The sequence below is a fragment of the Dietzia papillomatosis NBRC 105045 genome, assembly GCF_001570845.1.
In the GTDB taxonomy this organism is placed as follows: domain Bacteria; phylum Actinomycetota; class Actinomycetes; order Mycobacteriales; family Mycobacteriaceae; genus Dietzia; species Dietzia cinnamea.
The window spans coordinates 121,348-141,066 of sequence record NZ_BCSL01000002.1 but is presented as its reverse complement, the minus strand read 5'-3'; the positions used below and the strand labels follow the sequence as shown (position 1 = coordinate 141,066).

At 68.6% G+C, this 19,719-nt stretch carries 13 protein-coding genes; all 13 read left to right on the top strand.

Annotated elements, in window-relative coordinates:
* Positions 1-132: 132 nt before the first annotated feature.
* The 13 genes from DPA01S_RS01430 to DPA01S_RS01370 all read left to right on the top strand — a co-directional run bounded on the left by DPA01S_RS01430 (position 133) and on the right by DPA01S_RS01370 (position 19,714).
* Positions 133-1,299, top strand: a complete 1,167-nt coding sequence (locus DPA01S_RS01430; protein ID WP_061913628.1) for an ABC transporter ATP-binding protein — start codon at positions 133-135, stop codon at positions 1,297-1,299.
* Positions 1,300-1,324: 25 nt separating this feature from the next.
* Complete coding sequence (locus tag DPA01S_RS01425) at positions 1,325-2,155, top strand: MlaE family ABC transporter permease (RefSeq protein ID WP_061228423.1); 831 nt, start codon at positions 1,325-1,327, stop codon at positions 2,153-2,155.
* Positions 2,156-2,203: 48 nt separating this feature from the next.
* Positions 2,204-3,013 carry an MlaE family ABC transporter permease gene (locus DPA01S_RS01420; RefSeq protein WP_174521533.1) on the top strand — a complete coding sequence of 270 codons (810 nt, stop codon included), beginning with the start codon at positions 2,204-2,206 and terminating at the stop codon, positions 3,011-3,013.
* Positions 3,010-4,446, top strand: a complete 1,437-nt coding sequence (locus tag DPA01S_RS01415; protein WP_061228457.1) for an MCE family protein — start codon at positions 3,010-3,012, stop codon at positions 4,444-4,446. Before DPA01S_RS01420 ends, DPA01S_RS01415 begins: the two co-directional genes overlap by 4 nt.
* Positions 4,443-5,534, top strand: coding sequence for an MCE family protein (locus DPA01S_RS01410; protein ID WP_061228421.1), 1,092 nt, complete (start codon positions 4,443-4,445; stop codon positions 5,532-5,534). Before DPA01S_RS01415 ends, DPA01S_RS01410 begins: the two co-directional genes overlap by 4 nt.
* Positions 5,531-6,553 carry an MCE family protein gene (locus DPA01S_RS01405; protein WP_061913626.1) on the top strand — a complete coding sequence of 341 codons (1,023 nt, stop codon included), beginning with the start codon at positions 5,531-5,533 and terminating at the stop codon, positions 6,551-6,553. Before DPA01S_RS01410 ends, DPA01S_RS01405 begins: the two co-directional genes overlap by 4 nt.
* Positions 6,553-7,782, top strand: a complete 1,230-nt coding sequence (locus DPA01S_RS01400; RefSeq protein ID WP_061913624.1) for an MCE family protein — start codon at positions 6,553-6,555, stop codon at positions 7,780-7,782. The genes DPA01S_RS01405 and DPA01S_RS01400 overlap by 1 nt, the downstream gene beginning before the upstream one ends.
* Entirely contained in the window at positions 7,779-9,032 is a 1,254-nt protein-coding gene (locus DPA01S_RS01395) for an MCE family protein (RefSeq protein ID WP_061228420.1), read from the top strand. The genes DPA01S_RS01400 and DPA01S_RS01395 overlap by 4 nt, the downstream gene beginning before the upstream one ends.
* Positions 9,029-10,273 (top strand): MCE family protein, encoded by a 1,245-nt coding sequence (locus DPA01S_RS01390; RefSeq protein ID WP_061228419.1) that lies wholly within the window; start codon positions 9,029-9,031, stop codon positions 10,271-10,273. The genes DPA01S_RS01395 and DPA01S_RS01390 overlap by 4 nt, the downstream gene beginning before the upstream one ends.
* A 53-nt stretch (positions 10,274-10,326) precedes the next feature.
* Entirely contained in the window at positions 10,327-11,016 is a 690-nt protein-coding gene (locus DPA01S_RS01385; protein WP_232302951.1) for an Rv1363c family protein, read from the top strand.
* A 19-nt stretch (positions 11,017-11,035) separates the two neighbouring features.
* The gene (locus DPA01S_RS01380; protein ID WP_061913622.1) at positions 11,036-11,707 is read left to right on the top strand and encodes a hypothetical protein; all 672 of its coding nucleotides are present in this window, start codon (positions 11,036-11,038) and stop codon (positions 11,705-11,707) included.
* A gap of 417 nt (positions 11,708-12,124) precedes the next feature.
* Positions 12,125-15,631, top strand: a complete 3,507-nt coding sequence (gene rpoB / locus DPA01S_RS01375) for a DNA-directed RNA polymerase subunit beta (protein WP_061913620.1) — start codon at positions 12,125-12,127, stop codon at positions 15,629-15,631.
* A 123-nt stretch (positions 15,632-15,754) separates the two neighbouring features.
* Positions 15,755-19,714 carry a DNA-directed RNA polymerase subunit beta' gene (locus tag DPA01S_RS01370; protein WP_061913618.1) on the top strand — a complete coding sequence of 1,320 codons (3,960 nt, stop codon included), beginning with the start codon at positions 15,755-15,757 and terminating at the stop codon, positions 19,712-19,714.
* The last annotated feature ends 5 nt before the right edge of the window (positions 19,715-19,719 follow it).

Below are 19,719 nucleotides of genomic sequence, written 5' to 3'. Positions count from 1 at the left end.
CCCCACGCCCACGAGCACTCTCGACGATCCGAGCGGAACACTTTTCCGGGCCATGTAACACCGCACGCCTACGGAGCGGTAGCTTACAGTGACCGTGGCCACAGATGATGGCTGCAGTGAGGAGTGGTTGCCGTGGGTGTCGAGGTTTCCGTCGAGGGGCTGACCAAGTCCTTCGGTTCGCAGAAGATCTGGGAGGACGTCTCGTTCACCCTCCCCGAGGGTGAGGTCAGTGCGCTCCTCGGCCCGTCGGGCACCGGTAAGTCCGTCTTCCTCAAATCGCTCATCGGCCTGCTGCGGCCCGAGCGCGGCAAGATCATCATCGACGGCACGGACATCCTGCAGTGCACCGCCAAGGAGCTCTACGAGATCCGCAAGCTGTTCGGCGTCCTCTTCCAGGACGGCGCGCTGTTCGGCTCCATGGACCTCTACGACAACGTGGCGTTCCCCCTGCGCGAGCACACCCGAAAGCCCGAGTCCGAGATCAGCGACATCGTCATGGAGAAGCTCGAGCTCACCGGTCTGACCGGTGCCGAGGGCAAGTTGCCGGGCGAGATCTCCGGCGGTATGCGGAAGCGGGCCGGCCTCGCCCGCGCGCTGGTGCTCGACCCGGAGATCATCCTCGTCGACGAGCCCGACTCGGGCCTCGACCCGGTCCGCACGACGTACCTCGCGCAGCTGTTGATCGACATCAACGCGCAGATCGACGCCACGATCCTCATCGTGACGCACAACATCAACCTCGCGCGCACGGTCCCCGACAACCTGGGCATGCTCTACCGCAAGAACCTCGTGATGTTCGGCCCGCGTGAGGTGCTGCTCACCAGCGAGGAGCCGTCGGTCCGCCAGTTCCTGCGCGGATCGAAGCTCGGGCCCATCGGCATGTCCGAAGAGAAGGACGACGCGCAGATGCGCCAGGAGCAGGCTCACGCCGAGGCCGGCCACAACGACGGCTCCCCGGGCGAGGACGAGGTCAAGGGCGTTCCGCCGCAGATGCAGCCGACCCCCGGCAGCCCGCAGCGTCAGGGCGAACTCCGCCGCGAGAAGCGGGTCGCCGAGATGCTCGACACCCTTCCGCCCGAGGCCCGGGAGGCCATCCGGACGGAGTGGGCCGCCCGTGGGCACGGCAACGGACGCTCGACCGCCGCCGCCCACACCCAGGATTCCGTGCCCGCGGAGTCGGCCCACGCCGACTCTGCGACCACCGCTGCAGAGCCCGCCACGACCCCCGCACACGCCGCCACGCCGGGAGGTGCGAGCCCGTCGGGGCTCGACGACCACTACGGTTCCGGTCAGCACTGAGGCAGGAGAGGTCGGGGGAGAATACATGGCGGAGGGCACGACCCAGCAGCCAGAGAGAAGAACAGGGGTGTCGCCGTCGGATGTCGGCGGTGGCGTCCGCACCGCGTTCGGCGAGGCCGGCAAGGTGTTCCGACTCTTCCTCGAGGTGCTGCGGGGAATTTTCAGACGACCGTTCCAGTTCCGTGAGTTCATCGGGCAGTCCTGGTTCATCGCCTCGGTGACGATCCTGCCGTCGGCGCTCGTGGCGATCCCGTTCGGCGCGGTCGTCGCGATGCAGACGGGTTCGCTGGTCCAGCAGCTCGGGGCGGAGGCCTACACCGGGGCCACCGGCGTCCTCGCCGTCGTGCAGCAGGGGGCGCCGCTGGTGACCTCGCTGCTCATTGCCGGCGCGGCGGGGTCCGCGGTCGCCGCCGACCTCGGCGCCCGCACCATCCGCGAGGAACTCGACGCGATGCGGGTGCTGGGGATCGACCCGGTCCAGCGACTCGTGGTCCCCCGCGTGCTGGGCATGATGCTGATCGCCGTCCTGCTCAACGGACTCGTCTCGATCGTCGGCATCGCCGGCGGCTACGTGTTCAACATCCTGCTGCAGGGCGGCACGCCCGGCGCGTACCTCATGTCGTTCGGGGCGCTCGCCCAGCTGCCCGACTTCATCATGTCGTCGCTCAAGGCCCTCGTCTTCGGGCTCATCGCCGGAGTCGTCTCGTCCTACTGCGGCATGAACCCCAAGGGCGGTCCCAAGGGGGTCGGCGACGCCGTCAACCTGGGCGTGGTCCTGACCTTCCTCCTGCTGTTCTTCGCCAACCTCATCCTCACGGCGATGTACCTGCAGATCGTCCCGCCGAAGGGGTCGTAGATGGCGATCCACACCGACGTCGGCCCCACCCGGGCCCGGATCCGGGCCATGATCCGCGGCCCCATAGCCTCGTTCGACTCGCTCGGCGACCAGCTCGCCTTCCACCTGCGCGCGATCCGGTGGATCCCGCAGACGATCGTCCATTACCGCAAAGAGGTTCTGAGGCTCATCGCCGAGGTGACCTTCGGAGTGGGCGTGCTCGCCGTCCTCGGCGGGACCATCGGCGTGATCGTCATGATGAGCGGTTTCACCGGCGTGGTCGTGGGGCTCCAGGGTTACGCCGCCCTGGATCAGATCGGCAGCTCGGTGCTCACCGGCTTCCTGTCGGCCTACGTCAACACCCGTGAGGTCGCGCCGCTGGTGGCCTCACTCGCGCTGTCCGCCACCGTCGGATGCGGGTTCACCGCCCAGCTCGGGGCCATGCGCATCTCGGAGGAGATCGACGCCCTCGAGGTGATGGCGATCCCCAGCGTGCCGTACCTGGTGACCACCCGGATCATCGCCGGGTTCATCGCGGTCATCCCGCTCTATGTGGTCGGTCTGCTGTCGTCCTACCTCGCCACCCGGGGCGTCAACACGATGGTCCAGGGGCAGTCGACGGGCTCCTTCGACCACTACTTCCATCTCTTCCTGCCGCCCGAAGACGTGATCTACTCCTTCGTCAAGGTCATCATCTTCGCGTTCGTCCTGGTGATGATCCACTGCTACTACGGGTTCACCGCCACCGGCGGCCCGGCCGGCGTGGGCGTCGCGGTCGGTCGCGCGGTACGCACCACGATCGTCGTGGTGGCCATCCTCAACTTCTTCGTCGGACTCGCCCTGTGGGGCACGACCACGACGGTGCGGGTGGCCGGATGAACGAGATGTCATCGACACGCAAGCGACTCCTGGCGACCCTGTTCGTCGTCATCGTCGTGGCGTTCGTCGCGACCACGGTCGCGATCTACAACCGCGCATTCACCGCGTCCGACAGCGTCACCATGGTCACCGACGACATGGCCTACTCATTGCCCGTGGACGCGGACGTCAAAGCCCGCGGAGTCCTCGTCGGACGGGTCTCCGGGGTCGAGCCCGACGGCGACCAGGTGCGCGTGAACATGGAGTTCGATCCGGACTTCATGGGCCAGCTCCCGGCCAACATCAGCGGCAGGCTCCTGCCCAAGACGCTGTTCGGCGAGCGCTACGTGGACCTCGGCTTCCCCGACACGCCGACGGGCGCGCTCGAACCGGGCGACACCATCGAGCAGGACACGCGGGGTAACGCGGTCGAGCTCGGCCGGGTCCTCGACGGGTTGCTGCCCGTGCTCGAGGCCGTGCCCCCGCAGAAGCTCGCCGGCACCCTCGGCGCGCTCAACCAGGCGCTGGCCGGCCGAGGCGACGAGATCGGGGCGAGCCTGGTGGAGATCGGCCGGGTCTTCGAGGGCATCTCCGAGGAGATGCCCGCCCTGGAGTCCGGGTTGCAGGACCTCGCGACCTTCTCCCAGACGTACTCCGAGGCGCTGCCGGATCTCGTCCACGCCCTCGACGCCCTGCGGACCACCGGCGACACGGTCATCCAGCGACGCACCGACATCGCGGACGGACTGCAGCGCATCAGCACCTCCGCCGAGGTGCTCACCGGTTTCCTGGCCAACAACCGCACGGACCTCATCGCCCTGGCGGCCGACTCGCGGACCTCGCTGGAGTACCTCGCCGAGTACTCGCCGGCCCTGCCGTGCACCGTCGAGAACTTCATGGTCGCCCTGGACCGCTCCGATGCGATCCTCGGCGTGGGGGACCCGCACCCCGGCATCCGGGTGACCATAGAGGTGGTGAACCCGAAGGGGCGGTACGTGCCCAACCAGGACGAGCCGCGGTTCTTCGACACTCGCGGTCCGCGCTGCTACGAACCGGCCCAGGAGCCCGACATCTTTCCCATGGCCCCCGGCGGGGCGATCGCCGACGGCGCGTTCCAGCCGCCGTCGCGTAATCCCGGCCCGCAGAGCATGCCGACCTTGCCCAACCCACTGGACCTCGACGGTCCGGTCCCGGCGCTCCGCAGCAGGGGCTCCGTCCCCGCGGCACCCGGACGCGCGGTGCCCGAGCAGCCGAACCGTCCGTTCCCGTCGACCGTGACCGCCGGACGGGACGCGGATGTCATGGCCATGGCCTACGCCGGGTCCCCGCTGGAGACCGACACCGTCCGCACGGTCTACGGCGTCGCCTCCGCCCGTGACGCTGCCGAGATCCCGGGCTGGGTCGGTGCCCTCGGCGCCCCGGCACTCCGCGGGACGGAGGTGGCGTTCGAGTGAAGACCAGACTCGGAGCGCTGTTCCGCGGGGGCCTGCTGTCCTCGTTCGTCAAGCTCGTCATCTTCATCGTGGTCACCGGTCTGCTGTCGACCGTCCTCGCCACGACCATCCGGGGCGGTACTCGCGAGAAGGGCACCGAGTACTCCGCGATCTTCTCCGACGCGACCATGGTCGAGGAGGGTGACGACGTCCGGATCGCGGGAGTGGTGGTGGGGCACGTGACCGACTTCGAGATCCACGAGCGCGACCAGGCCAAGGTGTACTTCACCCTCGCCGGTGACCGCACCCTGCCGGCTAACGTCCACCTCAGCCTCCGGTTCCGCAACATGATCGGCCAGCGGTACATGAACATCTCGCGCGAACCGGGGCCGGTCCAGCCGACTCTTCCCGAGGGCACCACCATCCCCATCGAGAAGACGTCGCCCGCCGTCGACCTCACCGCCCTGTTCAACGGCTTCCGGCCGTTGTTCACCACCCTGCAGCCCGAGGACGTCAACGCCCTCGCCGACTCGCTGGTGCGGGTCCTGCAGGGCGAGGGTGGCACGGTGACGAACCTCGTCCGTCAGACCGGCCAGCTCACCAACCACCTGGCCGACCGCGATCAGGTGATCGGGGAGGTCATCGACAACCTCACCAGGGTGCTCGAGACGATCAACGAGCGTGACGTCCAGTTCCAGCAACTCGTGGTGACCACCAGGCAGCTCGTCGAGGGATTGGCCGCCGAGCGGGACGCCATCGGCGGTTCGCTCGAGTCGATGGCGGATCTGACGTCCTCGGCCGAGAACGTCGTCACCGGGACGCGGCCGGCCGTCACCGAGTCGCTAGACCACCTCAAGTTGGTCACCGACAATCTCGCCAACAACGAGGAGAAGCTCAGCGAGGTCCTCACGAACATGCCGCTCAAGACCGACAACCTCATCCGGATGGGTTCGTTCGGTTCCTGGTTCCAGTTCTATCTGTGCGGCGCCGACCTAGTACACGGCCCGGGTAACAACGTGCCGAACCTGCTGCCGAGCGGAGGACCCACGCTCAACCACGTCCTGTACACCAACGTCGCACCGCGATGCCATGAAGGAGGGATCCCGTGAGCAGGCGCAAGCCGGGCGAGCCCCGGTTCGGTAACGCCACCATCGGGGCGATCGGCGTGATCACGATCCTCGTGCTCACGCTCGGCTCCTTCCGACTGGACGCCCTGCCCATCGTCGGGGCGGGGCCGAAGTACGAGGCCTACTTCTCCGAGGCGGCGGGTCTCACCGGCGGCAACGAGGTCCGCGTCGCCGGAATCAAGGTGGGCGTGGTCACCGACGTCGAGCTCGAGGGAGACAAGGTACTCGTGGGCTTCCGGGCCGAGGACGCCTGGCTCGGCGACGACACCCGGGCGAGCATCCAGGTCAAGACCGTCCTGGGGCAGAAGTTCCTCGCGCTCGACCCCGCGGGGACGGGCGAGCTGGACCGGTCCGAACCGATCCCGCTCGAGCGGACGGTGGCCCCTTACGACGTGGTCACGGCGTTCTCCTCCGCGGCCGAGACGCTCGACGAGATCGACGACGTCAAGCTGGCGGAGAGTCTGGACACCCTCACCGACGCGATGCAGGCCTCGCCCGAGGAGTTCCGCGGCGCGGTCGACGGCGTCGCGCGGCTGTCCCAGACCATCTCCAGCCGGGACGCCGAACTGCGGCAGCTGCTCGAGGCAACCCGGACGAGCTCGCGGATCCTCGCCGAGCGCAACGACGACTTCCGCCGGCTCATCATCGGCACCGGTCAGCTGCTCAGCGAGCTCAACGAGCGCGCGGAGACCCTCAAACTGGTCCTGGCGTCGACCCGCGGTCTGTCGACCGAGCTGCGGTTGTTCGTGGCGGACAACGAGGCGAAGTTCGGCCCGACGCTCGACAGTCTCGACTCCGCGCTGGAGATCCTCACCGACCACGAGGAGGACCTCAAGAAGTCCATCCACAACCTCGCGCCCTTCTACCGGCTGTACGCCAACATGCTGGGCACCGGTCGGTGGTTCGACTCCGTGGTCACCAACCTCATCCCGCCGGGAGCGCCGGAACCGCCCTTCTACCCGGGCGCCCGGACGCCGGCCCGACAGAGTGGGATCAAGTGATGCACAAGAAGCTGCCGTACTGGCTGGTGGCGTTGCTCCTCGTCGTCGTCGTCGCGGTCGTCGCCGTCACCTACCTCGCGGTGACCCGACTCGGGCGCACCACCATCACCGCGACGTTCCCGTCCGCGGTGGGCATCTCCGAGGGCACCGACGTCCGCATCCTCGGCGTGACGGTCGGATCGGTTGAGGAGGTCACCCCCATGGGTGACACCGTCGAGGTGCGCCTCCACGTGCGCAGAGGCGTCGACATCCCCGCCGACGCCAAGGCCGTCCAGGTCACCCCCTCGGTGATCCCGGACCGCAACATCCAGATCGTCCCGGCGTACTCGGGCGGCCCGACCATGCAGTCGGGCGCGCACATCCCGATCGAACGGACGGCGACGCCCGTCGAGGTCGACAAGCTGTACGCGTCGGTCGAGGACCTCACCGAGGCGCTCGGTCCCGACGGCGCGAACCGCGACGGTGCCCTCGACCGCTTCGTCGCCACCTCCGCCGACACCCTCGCCGACAACGGTGCCGCCCTGGGTCGCTCGATCGACGAACTGTCCCGCGCCGCGACGACACTGGCCGACTCGAGCCAGGACATCAGTGAGACCGTGGTCAACCTGCAGTCCTTCGTCACCATGCTGGCGGAGAACGACGCTCAGGTGCGCGAGTTCAACTCCCAGATGGCCTCCTTCAACCAGACGGTGGCCGGGCAGCGTGAGGACCTCCAGGGTGCGCTGGGCGAACTGAGCTACGCGCTGGCCGACGTCGCGCGTCTCGTGCGGGACAACCAGGACGTGATCCGCAGCAACGCCGACCGCCTGGTGACGATCAGCCAGATCACCGCCGACCAGCGTGACGACCTCGAGGAGATCCTCAAGACCGCGCCCCTGGCGCTGGCCAACCTCATCAACGCCTACGACGCGGAGTCCGGCAGCCTGTCGATGCGCCCGAACATCCCCGAGAAGCAGAACCCGGCCGGCATCCTGTGCCAGATCATGAAGCTGGGCCGGCTCAACCCCGGCAACGAACTTTTCCAGGAGCTGGACAACCTCCGTCGCGCCGACATCCAGGCGTGCGAGGCGCTCGCGCCCCAGCGCAACCAGGAACTGCGCACGTCCAACCCGGATCTGCCGCTCGGCATCCTCGCCGGCGAGATGAAGCAGTCCATCCCGGTGCCGGGGACGGTCGAGGGCAACCGCGGGTGGCCCATGACGCCCGCTTCCGAAGGGGGACGGGGATGAGGCGACAGCTCAATCCGGCGGGCCGCGCGGGCCGCGCGCTGGGCGCGGCCGCCCTCGTCGCGGCCGTGGCCGCCGGCTGTTCGATGAACCTCGAGGACTACACGCTGCCCGGGGGCGCCGACGTCGGTGACGACCCCATGGATGTCTCGATCAGGTTCGACGACGTGCTCGATCTGGTGCTGCAGTCCACCGTGAAGGTCAACGGACTCGACGCCGGGCGCGTGACCGGGATCTCGCTGGCCGAGGACGGCTGGACGGCCCAGGTCGACATCGTCCTGCGTGACGACCTGGAGCTGCCCGCCAACACGGAGGCGTCCATCCAGCAGACCAACCTGCTGGGTGAGAAGTTCGTCCAGCTCACCCCGCCGGAGGACGAGCCGCCCACCGGTCGGCTCGCGGACGGGGACGTCATCTCCACGTCCAACACCCGGACCGCCACGGACATCGAGCAGGTCCTCGGCGCCCTGTCGCTGTTGCTCAACGGCGGCGGTGTCGACCAGCTGCAGCCGATCGTCGCCGAACTGCGCAAGGCCACCGACGGGCGAGAGGACGGACTCACCGAGACGCTCCGGTCCGCCGACGAGCTCATCGCCGGGCTCAACCGGCAGCGCGACAGCATCACCGCCGCGCTCGAGGGCGTCAACCTCATGACCGCCCGGGCCAACGATCAGCGCGAACAGATCCAGGCCGCACTCGACGAGCTCCCCGCCGGCGTCGCGGTCCTCGAGGAGCAGCGGCCGCAGCTGGTGGAGATGCTGCGTCGCATCGACGCCCTGGGCCAGGTCGGGTCCGACATCCTGCTCACCAGTCGTGAGGACCTCATCGCCGACCTGCGCGCCCTCCGGCCCGTGCTGCAGTACCTCGGTGAGTCGACGCCGGACCTCATCGAGCTCACCGGCTTCGTGCCCACGTTCCCGTTCCCCGACTCGTCGATCCGCTCGACCATCGGTGGCTCGGCCAACGTGTTCCTGTCGATCGACGCGACCATCTCCGAGACACTCCGCAACCTCGGCGCGAACCAGGGTGACCCGGTCCCGCTGCGTCCGACCACCACAAGAGGGCCGTACAACGTCGACCCCGGCAACCCGTGGGAGGGCGACAACGGCCCGGACCGGAGGACCACCATCGTCCTGCCGCTGTTGCCGGTACCACCCGTCATGGACCGGGCCGTCGAGCCCAGGCCCGCGCCGGGGACCTCGGAGTTCTCCGAGAACTACCTGCCCGAACCAGGGGAGCCCGGATACCGATGAGCAAGACACTGAGAACCCAGCTCATCGCCTTCTGCGTGATAGCAGCGGTGGGTATCGCCTATGTCGGCGCCAACTACGTCCGACTGCCGTCCCTGCTGGGAATCGGGCAGTACAAGGTCTACCTCGACCTGCCGGACACCGGCGGCGTGTTCACCAACGCGGCAGTCAACTACCGTGGGACCGCCGTCGGGCGCGTCGGGGAGCTGACGCTGACCGACGGCGGGGTGCGCGTCGAACTCGATCTCGACTCCGACGCCCCGGGGATTCCCGCCGACACGATGGCCGTGGTCGCCAACCGCTCGGCGATCGGCGAGCAGTTCGTGGACCTCAGGCCCAACAGCTACACCGAGCCGCACCTGCAGGACGGCGACGTCATCACGGCAGGCAGCGAAGCGCTGCCCGTGCGCGTCGAGGACCTCCTGGCCTCGGTCGACGACCTGTCCCGCTCGGTCCCGCTGGACGACCTCGAGGTCATGGTCGACGAACTCGGCGACGCCTTCGAGGGCCGCGGGCCACAGCTCCAGCGGCTGTCGGACTCGCTCATCCGTCTCTCCGAGGAGGGGATCCGCACTATGCCGCAGCTGCAGGCGCTCATCCGGGACGGGGCGACGGTGCTCGACACCCAGGCCGACCAGTCCGGGGAGATCGTCAGCTTCTCGCGTGATCTGCGGACCGTGACCGAGGCCCTGCGGGACTCCGATTCGGACCTCGAGCGGCTCATCTCCACCGCCCCGGAGTTCGCCGACGAGACCCGTGCACTGATCGACAACTCGGGCGAGCCCCTCACCCGGGCGGTGGGCAACCTGTCCACCACCATGAAGACCGTCGATCCGCTGGCGCCGTCGTTCGTGGTGCTGCTGCAGCTGCTGCCCGCACTGTCCGCGGGCGGTCTGTCCGTGGCACCGGGCGACGGGACCATCCACTTCGGCCTGGTACTGGAAATGGACAATCCCACACCCTGTACGCAGGGCTACGAAAGGACCTACGAGATCATCGAGCAGCTCAAGGCGCAGGACCCGTCCTTCGACCCGCTGGAGCAGGACTTCCCGCCCAACTACGAGGCGCGCTGCACGGTGCCGTTCGGCAGTCCGACGGCCGTCCGCGGCGCCGACCGGGTGGAATACGCACACCCCGACGTCCCGCAGCCCTGGGACAGTACACCGAAGATCGACCCGGACCGCCTCAACCTGTCCGTGGCCGCCGAGCAGCTCGCCGTCCTCCAGGGGCTGATCCCACGGTGACGGGGCGACCGGGGGATCACCCGTCAGGACGCTCGTCCGGTACCGTCGCCGCCATGAGTTCGCAGCCGACGGACGAGGACCCCGCGCCCGCCGCGACCGACCGCACGCGGGCCGGCGTCCCCGTCTGGATGGCCGTCGTGGCCGTCGTCGTGCTGGTGGCCGGGCTCGCGGTGCTCGGTGTCGGGGGGACGCGATACCTCCAGGCGCGATCCGCGCACCAGGTGGCGCAGGAGCGCGAGGAGGTCGCCGAGACGGCCGCGCAGGTGATCATCAACGCGTTCAGCTTCGACCACCGCGACGTGGACGACTCGCTCGAGCAGCTCGCCGCGGCCTCGACGGGCGATTTCCTCGCGGAGCAGGAGCAGTGGGCGCAGGACGTGCGCACACGCGTGGTGGAGCAGAAGGCGGTCACCACGGCCACCGTCTCCCACACCGCGGTCGAGACCCTCGACCGGGGCGCCGGCGACGCCGCCGTGCTGGTCGTGTTCACCGCGCACTCCGAGCGGGAGGGCCAGGACGACATCACGGGCCGCCAGGCCATGCGTGTCGATCTCACCCGCGTCGAGGGGCAGTGGAAGGCCGACGCGGTCAACCAGGTCGGCGTGACCGTCCCCGTCGGTCAGTCCAGCCGGTCGGTGCAGGGCCTGGCGGTGCCCGAGGCGGCCGCCGGGGAGCAGGGGAGCGACGACGCGCCGGAGGCGGAGGAGACCACCCCGGCGCCGACCACCACCGCCGGCCGATGACGAAGGGCGGGAAGAACTGATGCCACCCATCAAGAGAACCCAGAAGCAGGCCACCCCGCAGGCCCGGCGACGCCTCGCCGGGCACTCCGGGCCGACCCGGGCCGAGACCACCGCCGGCCCGGCGGACCCCGCCCCGGACGTAGCGCACGACGCGGCGGCGGGCGGGGACACGGGGGAGCGCACGCCTCGTCGTCGTCCCTCCGGGGTCGTCCTCGCGTCCGCCGCCGTGGCGGTCGGTCTGGTCGCCGGCGCCGCGGGGGCGTTCCTGGCGACCGAACCCGGCGTCTCGGTCGAGAACCGGGCGTTCGTGGACCAGCAGGCCACCGAGGAGGTCCTCGCCGCCGCGACGACCAACGTGCAGCGGCTCGTGGCGATCGACCACGAGAAACTCGACGAGTACCACGCCTCGCTCGAGGAGTTCGTCACCCCGGGGCTCGTGGAGGAGCTCGAGCGGAACTGGCCCGCTCTACGGGACAGCTACGAGCAGACCGCGACCACCGTCGACGCGCTCGTCCGTGAGGCGGGCCTGTCCTACCTGCAGGGCGACAAGGCCGAGGTCCTGCTGGTCCAGGACGTGTCCATGAGCCGCGACGGCGCGGCCGCCGGCAGTACCAGCGGCACGTACCTCGTCGGCCTCGACAAGGTCGACGGCGTGTGGAAGCTCTCCAGGATCCCCGACCTCCCCTCCTGACGGAGCCTGTGCGAGCACCGATCAGAGACCCGACCGAGTCGGATCCTTGACGAACGGGCTTTCACCCGTCACCCTTTAGGAGCGTCGGGCGTGATCCACACCGCCCGGGCGCGACGTCCCGACCGGGGGCCGATGAGGCGAGAGCCACGAGGGCAACCAGCGCAGAGACGGACGACGCGCCGCGTATATGAGCAGCCTCCGGGGCTTTCCGTCGAAGGCTGGACTTTGTCGCCGCCTTCCACTAGATTAGGTCGTTGCGCTGGCTGCTATTTGCCCACTCGTCCGTCCGTGACGGCTCGTCCCCGGTTTCCCCGGGCGATCTCCGAGCCTTCCATCCGGTCGCGGACCTGGGGGGATAACCGTCGGCGGACCGCTCGCAGATACATCTGTGGTCACCGCCCGTGGTGATCACGTGAGGTGCTGGAAGGACCCATCTTGGCAGTCTCCCGCCAGACCACGTCAGTCTCCACCGTTCCCGGTGCGCCCCGGAGAGTCTCGTTCGCGAAGCTCTCCGAGCCGTTGCCGGTCCCGGGGCTGCTCGACCTCCAGACGGAGTCGTTCGAGTGGTTCATCGGTTCGGAGGAGTGGCAGCAGAGGGCCGCCTCGCGCGGTACCACGAACCTCGAGGGAGGCCTGGAGTCCATCCTCAAGGAGATTTCCCCGATCGAGGACTTCTCCGGCTCCATGTCCCTCTCGTTCTCGGAGCCGTACTTCGAAGAGGTGAAGGCGTCCCTCGAGGACTGCCGCGAGAAGGACCGCACGTACGAGGCGCCCCTGTTCGTCACCGCGGAGTTCGAGAACACCGAGACCGGTGAGATCAAGTCCCAGACCGTCTTCATGGGCGATTTCCCCATGATGACAGACAAGGGCACGTTCATCATCAACGGCACCGAGCGGGTCGTCGTGTCCCAGCTCGTCCGGTCGCCCGGCGTGTACTTCGACCGTTCACGCGACAAGTCCACGGAGAAGGACGTCCACTCCGTCAAGGTCATCCCGTCGCGCGGCGCGTGGCTCGAGTTCGACGTCGACAAGCGCGACACCGTGGGCGTGCGCATCGACCGCAAGCGTCGCCAGTCGGTCACCGTGCTGCTCAAGGCGCTGGGCTGGACCACCACCGAGATCAAGGAGCGCTACGGCTTCTCCGAGATCATGATGTCCACGCTGGAGAAGGACACGGTCGAGGACACCGACCAGGCCCTGCTGGAGATCTACCGCAAGCTGCGCCCGGGCGAGCCGCCGACCCGTGAGTCCGCCGAGGCCCTCCTGGAGAACCTCTTCTTCAAGGAGAAGCGCTACGACCTGGCCCGCGTCGGTCGCTACAAGGTCAACCGCAAGCTCGGCCTGCCGGATCCCGAGGGCGACGCCACCACCACGCTCACGCGTGAGGACATCGCCGCGACCATCGAGTACCTCGTGCGCCTCCACGCGGGCGAGACGAGCATGCAGGTCGCCGGCGGCCGCGAGGTGCCGGTCGAGGTCGACGACATCGACCACTTCGGCAACCGTCGTCTGCGCACCGTCGGCGAGCTCATCCAGAACCAGGTCCGCGTCGGCCTGTCCCGCATGGAGCGCGTCGTCCGCGAGCGCATGACCACGCAGGACTCCGAGGCGATCACCCCGCAGTCGCTGATCAACATCCGGCCCATCACCGCGGCGCTCAAGGAGTTCTTCGGAACCTCCCAGATGTCGCAGTTCATGGACCAGAACAACCCGCTGTCGGGCCTGACGCACAAGCGTCGGCTCTCGGCGCTCGGTCCCGGCGGCCTCTCGCGTGAGCGCGCCGGCCTCGAGGTCCGCGACGTCCACGCCTCGCACTACGGCCGCATGTGCCCGATCGAGACCCCCGAGGGTCCCAATATCGGTCTCATCGGTTCGCTCTCGGTGTACGCCCGCGTCAACCCGTTCGGGTTCATCGAGACCCCGTACCGCCGTGTCGTCGACGGCGTCGTCACCGACCAGGTGGACTACCTGACGGCTGACGAGGAGGACCGCTACGTCGTCGCGCAGGCCAACTCGGAGATCGACACCGAGGGTCGCTTCGTCGAGGACCGCATCCTGGTCCGCAAGAAGCACGGCGACGTCGAGGTCGTCGAGGCCGGTGACGTCGACTACATGGACGTCTCGCCGCGGCAGATGGTCTCCGTCGCCACCGCGATGATCCCGTTCCTCGAGCACGACGACGCCAACCGTGCCCTCATGGGCGCGAACATGCAGCGTCAGTCCGTGCCGCTCGTGCGTTCCGAGGCGCCGCTCGTCGGCACCGGCATGGAGCTGCGTGCGGCCGTCGACGCCGGCGACGTCGTCGTGAACACCCACCCGGGCATCGTGGAGGAGGTCTCGGCCGACTTCATCACCGTCATGGACGACGACGGCGGTCGTCAGACGTACCGCCTGTCCAAGTTCGCGCGCTCCAACCAGGGCACCTGCTCCAACCAGAAGCCGATCGTCGACGAGGGCGACCGCGTCGAGGTCGGCCAGGTCCTCGCCGACGGCCCCTGCACCGAGAACGGCGAGATGGCGCTCGGCAAGAACCTGCTCGTGGCGATCATGCCGTGGGAGGGTCACAACTACGAGGACGCGATCATCCTCTCGCAGCGCCTCGTGGAGGAGGACGTGCTCACGTCCATCCACATCGAGGAGCACGAGATCGACGCCCGCGACACCAAGCTGGGCGCCGAGGAGATCACCCGCGACATCCCCAACGTCTCCGACGAGGTCCTCGCCGACCTCGACGACCGCGGCATCGTGCGCATCGGCGCCGAGGTCCGTGATGGGGACGTGCTGGTCGGCAAGGTCACCCCGAAGGGCGAGACCGAGCTGACCCCGGAGGAGCGCCTGCTGCGCGCGATCTTCGGAGAGAAGGCCCGCGAGGTGCGCGACACCTCGCTCAAGGTGCCCCACGGTGAGTCCGGCAAGGTCATCGGTGTGCGCGTGTTCTCGCGCGACGACGACGACGATCTGCCGCCCGGCGTCAACGAGCTGGTGCGCGTGTACGTGGCGCAGAAGCGCAAGATCCAGGACGGCGACAAGCTCGCCGGCCGGCACGGCAACAAGGGCGTCATCGGCAAGATCCTCCCCGCCGAGGACATGCCGTTCATGCCCGACGGCACGCCGGTCGACATCATCCTCAACACGCACGGCGTCCCGCGTCGTATGAACATCGGTCAGATCATGGAGACCCACCTCGGCTGGCTGGCCAAGGCGGGCTGGGAGGTGCCGCGCGAGGCGGACGGCTCCCTGCCCGACTGGGCGACCAAGCTGCCGGAGGAGATCCACCACGTCGAGGCCGGCACCAACACCGCGACCCCCGTCTTCGACGGCGCGGCCGACACCGAGATCACCGGTCTGCTCGGCTGCACCCTGCCGAACCGTGACGGTGAGCGGATGGTCAAGGCCGACGGCAAGGCGACGCTGTTCGACGGCCGCTCCGGCGAGCCGTTCCCGTACCCGGTGGCCGTGGGTTACATGTACATCCTCAAGCTGCACCACCTGGTGGACGACAAGATCCACGCCCGCTCGACCGGTCCGTACTCGATGATCACCCAGCAGCCGCTCGGCGGTAAGGCCCAGTTCGGCGGCCAGCGCTTCGGTGAGATGGAGTGCTGGGCGATGCAGGCCTACGGCGCGGCGTACACGCTGCAGGAGCTGCTCACCATCAAGTCCGACGACGTCGTGGGCCGCGTGAAGGTCTACGAGGCGATCGTCAAGGGCGAGAACATCCCCGAGCCTGGCATCCCGGAGTCCTTCAAGGTCCTCCTCAAGGAGCTGCAGTCGCTGTGCCTCAACGTCGAGGTGCTCTCCAGCGACGGCCAGGCGGTCTCCCTGGGCGAGGGTGACGACGACGACCTCGACCGTACCGCCGCGAACCTCGGGATCAACCTCTCGCGCGACGAGTCCTCGGCGGCCGACGAGCTGGCCCAGTAGGCGGGAGGGCGGCAGCCGCCGCCCCGCCCCGCACCCGACAGATTCGAGTTCCACCACGGCGGGCCCCACCGGCCCCACCCCGACCGGGGCCCGCCATCATCCCACCCGGGAAAGGACGCCTACGTGCAGGACGTCAACTACTTCGACGAGCTGGTCATCAGCCTCGCGACCGCCGAGGACATCCGAAACTGGTCCTACGGCGAGGTCAAGAAGCCGGAGACCATCAACTACCGCACCCTCAAGCCGGAGAAGGAGGGCCTGTTCTGCGAGAAGATCTTCGGCCCCACCCGGGACTGGGAGTGCTACTGCGGCAAGTACAAGCGTGTGCGCTTCAAGGGCATCATCTGTGAGCGCTGCGGCGTCGAGGTGACCCGTGCCAAGGTGCGTCGTGAGCGCATGGGCCACATCGAGCTCGCCGCGCCCGTCACCCACATCTGGTACTTCAAGGGCGTCCCGTCGCGTCTGGGGTACCTCCTGGACCTCGCGCCCAAGGACCTCGACAAGATCATCTACTTCGCCGCCTATGTCATCACGGGCGTCGACACCGAGCTACGTCACAACGAGCTCAGCACCCTCGAGGCCCAGGTCCTCGAGGAGCGCAAGATCATCGAGGACGAGCGCGACTCCGACATCGAGGCCCGCGCGCGCAAGCTCGAGGCCGACCTCGCCGAGCTCGAGGCCGAGGGGGCCAAGGCCGACCAGCGCCGCAAGGTCAAGGACGGCGGCGAGAAGGAGATGAAGAAGATCCGCGAGGCCGCCCAGCGTGAGCTGGACCGCCTCGAGGAGATCTGGAACACCTTCGTCAAGCTCGACGTCAACCAGATCATCGCCGACGAGGGCATCTACCGCGAGCTCGAGGACCGCTTCGGCGAGTACTTCGAGGGCGGCATGGGTGCCGAGGCGATCCAGCAGCTGCTGCTGAACTTCGACCTCGAGGCCGAGGCCGAGTCGCTGCGCGAGATCATCCGCAACGGCAAGGGGCAGAAGAAGATCCGCGCCCTCAAGCGGCTCAAGGTCGTCTCCGCATTCCTGCAGTCGGGCAACCACCCGGCAGCCATGGTGCTCGGCGCCGTCCCGGTGATCCCGCCGGAGCTGCGGCCGATGGTCCAGCTCGACGGTGGCCGCTTCGCCACGTCGGACCTCAACGACCTCTACCGTCGCGTGATCAACCGCAACAACCGCCTCAAGCGACTGATGGACCTCGGCGCGCCCGAGATCATCGTCAACAACGAGAAGCGGATGCTTCAGGAGTCCGTCGACGCGCTGTTCGACAACGGTCGCCGCGGGCGGCCCGTCACGGGGCCGGGCAACCGCCCGCTCAAGTCCCTGTCGGACCTGCTCAAGGGCAAGCAGGGCCGGTTCCGTCAGAACCTCCTCGGCAAGCGCGTCGACTACTCGGGCCGTTCGGTCATCGTCGTCGGCCCGCAACTCCAGCTACACCAGTGCGGTCTGCCCAAGCTGATGGCGCTCGAGCTGTTCAAGCCGTTCGTCATGAAGCGGCTCGTCGACCTCAACCACGCGCAGAACATCAAGTCCGCCAAGCGCATGGTCGAGCGTCAGCGCGATCAGGTGTGGGACGTGCTCGAAGAGGTCATCGCCGAGCACCCGGTGATGCTCAACCGCGCTCCGACCCTGCACCGCCTGGGTATCCAGGCGTTCGAGCCGCAGCTCGTCGAGGGCAAGGCCATCCAGCTGCACCCGCTCGTGTGTGAGGCCTTCAACGCCGACTTCGACGGCGACCAGATGGCCGTGCACCTCCCGCTGTCCGCGGAGGCGCAGGCCGAGGCGCGCATCCTCATGCTCGCGTCGAACAACATCCTGTCGCCGGCGTCGGGTCGTCCGCTCGCCATGCCGCGTCTGGACATGGTCACGGGCCTCTACTACCTGACCCGTCTGGACGAGGGCGCCGAGGGCGCCTACGGGCCCGCCACCGACGACGCGCCGGCGACCGGCGTGTACGCGACCCCGGCCGAGGCCATCATGGCCGTCGACCTGGGTGTGCTCGACATCCACGCCCCGATCCGGGTCCGGATGACGCAGCAGCGCCCCAGCGCCGAGATCGAGGCGGAGCAGTTCCCCGAGGGCTGGACCCCCGGGCAGGAGTGGCTGGCCGAGACCACGCTCGGCCGCGTCATGTTCAACGAGCTGCTCCCGGCGGACTACCCGTTCGTCAACGAGCAGATGCCGAAGAAGCGTCAGGCCGTCATCATCAACGACCTGGCCGAGCGCTACCCGATGATCGTCGTGGCGCAGACGGTGGACAAGCTCAAGGACACCGGCTTCTACTGGGCCACCCGGTCGGGTGTCACCATCGCCATGTCCGACGTGCTCGTGCCGCCGGCCAAGAAGGAAATCCTCGCCTCGTACGACACCAAGGCCGCGCGCCTGGAGTCGCAGTACGACCTCGGCAAGATCACCGACGAGGAGCGCAAGAGCGACCTGGTCAAGCTCTGGCAGGAGGCCACCGACGAGATCGGCCAGGCCATGGAGGCCAACTACCCGGACGACAACCCGATCCCGACGATCGTGAAGTCGGGCGCGGCGGGCAACATGACCCAGATCCGGTCGCTGGCCGGCATGAAGGGCCTGGTGACCCGTCCGAACGGCGAGTTCATCCCGCAGCCCATCAAGTCCTCGTTCCGCGAGGGCCTGACGGTGCTCGAGTACTTCATGAACACGCACGGTGCGCGTAAGGGCCTGGCCGACACCGCCCTGCGTACCGCCGACTCGGGCTACCTCACCCGTCGTCTGGTCGACGTCTCCCAGGACGTCATCGTTCGCGAGACCGACTGTGGCACCAGCAAGGGCGTGGAGACGACGATCGCCCGTCCGATCATGGACGCCCAGGGCAACTCCACGGGTGTCCTCGAGCGCGACGAGCACGTCGAGACCTCGACGTTCGCCCGGACGCTCGCCGAGGACGCGGTCGACGCGAACGGCACGGTCATCGTGTCGGCGGGCACCGACCTGGGTGACCCGACCATCGAGGCGCTCATCAACGCCGGCGTGGAGAAGGTCAAGGTGCGCTCGGTCCTGACCTGCACCACCGGCACCGGCGTCTGCGCGACCTGCTACGGCCGCTCGATGGCGACCGGCCAGCTGGTCGACATCGGCGAGGCCGTCGGCATCGTCGCCGCACAGTCGATCGGTGAGCCCGGTACCCAGCTCACGATGCGTACGTTCCACCAGGGTGGCGTCGGCGACGACATCACCGGTGGTCTGCCGCGTGTGCAGGAGCTGTTCGAGGCGCGCGTGCCCAAGGGCAAGGCGCCGATCGCCGAGGAGGCGGGCCGGATCCGCATCGACGAGGAGGAGCGTTTCTACACGATCACGATCGTGCCCGACAACGGTGCGGACGAGATCGTCTACGAGAAGCTCTCCAAGCGTCAGGGCCTCGCCCACATCACCCTCGACGACGGCTCCTCGCGGCCGATCGCCGACGGCGACCATCTCGAGCGCGGTCAGGCCCTCCTCGAGGGCCCGGCCGACCCGCACGAGGTGCTGGCGATCCTCGGCCCGAACGGTGTGCAGAAGCACCTCGTCGACGAGGTGCAGAAGGTCTACCGCTCGCAGGGCGTGTCGATCCACGACAAGCACATCGAGGTCATCGTCCGCCAGATGATGCGCCGCGTCGCGATCAACGAGTCGAACAGCACCGAGTTCCTGCCGGGTGCCCTGGTGGAGCGTGCCGAGCTCACGGCGGAGAACCGCCGCGTGCTCACCGAGGGTGGTTCGCCGGCCTCGGCGCGCCCGGTCCTCATGGGCATCACCAAGGCCTCGCTCGCCACCGACTCGTGGCTCTCGGCGGCCTCCTTCCAGGAGACCACCCGCGTCCTCACCGACGCCGCGATCAACAAGCGGTCGGACCGGCTCGTGGGCCTCAAGGAGAACGTCATCATCGGTAAGCTCATCCCGGCGGGTACCGGTATCAACCGCTACCGGAACTCGACGGTCGAGCCCACCGAGGAGGCCCGCGCCGCCGCCTACTCCATCCCGGACTACGGCGACGGCTTCTACGGCCCCGAGGACGGTTTCGGCGACGCCACCGGCGCGTCCGTCCGCCTCGACGACCTGGGCTACTGATCGGC

What these genes read in the sequence shown, in the direction of transcription:
- DPA01S_RS01415 (WP_061228457.1), top strand. Translation starts at nt 3,010, where the DNA reads ATGAACGAGATGTCATCGACACGCAAGCGACTCCTGGCGACCCTGTTC.
- DPA01S_RS01420 (WP_174521533.1), top strand. Translation starts at nt 2,204, where the DNA reads ATGATCCGCGGCCCCATAGCCTCGTTCGACTCGCTCGGCGACCAGCTC.
- DPA01S_RS01385 (WP_232302951.1), top strand. Translation starts at nt 10,327, where the DNA reads ATGAGTTCGCAGCCGACGGACGAGGACCCCGCGCCCGCCGCGACCGAC.
- DPA01S_RS01390 (WP_061228419.1), top strand. Translation starts at nt 9,029, where the DNA reads ATGAGCAAGACACTGAGAACCCAGCTCATCGCCTTCTGCGTGATAGCA.
- DPA01S_RS01400 (WP_061913624.1), top strand. Translation starts at nt 6,553, where the DNA reads ATGCACAAGAAGCTGCCGTACTGGCTGGTGGCGTTGCTCCTCGTCGTC.
- DPA01S_RS01380 (WP_061913622.1), top strand. Translation starts at nt 11,036, where the DNA reads ATGCCACCCATCAAGAGAACCCAGAAGCAGGCCACCCCGCAGGCCCGG.
- DPA01S_RS01395 (WP_061228420.1), top strand. Translation starts at nt 7,779, where the DNA reads ATGAGGCGACAGCTCAATCCGGCGGGCCGCGCGGGCCGCGCGCTGGGC.
- DPA01S_RS01425 (WP_061228423.1), top strand. Translation starts at nt 1,325, where the DNA reads ATGGCGGAGGGCACGACCCAGCAGCCAGAGAGAAGAACAGGGGTGTCG.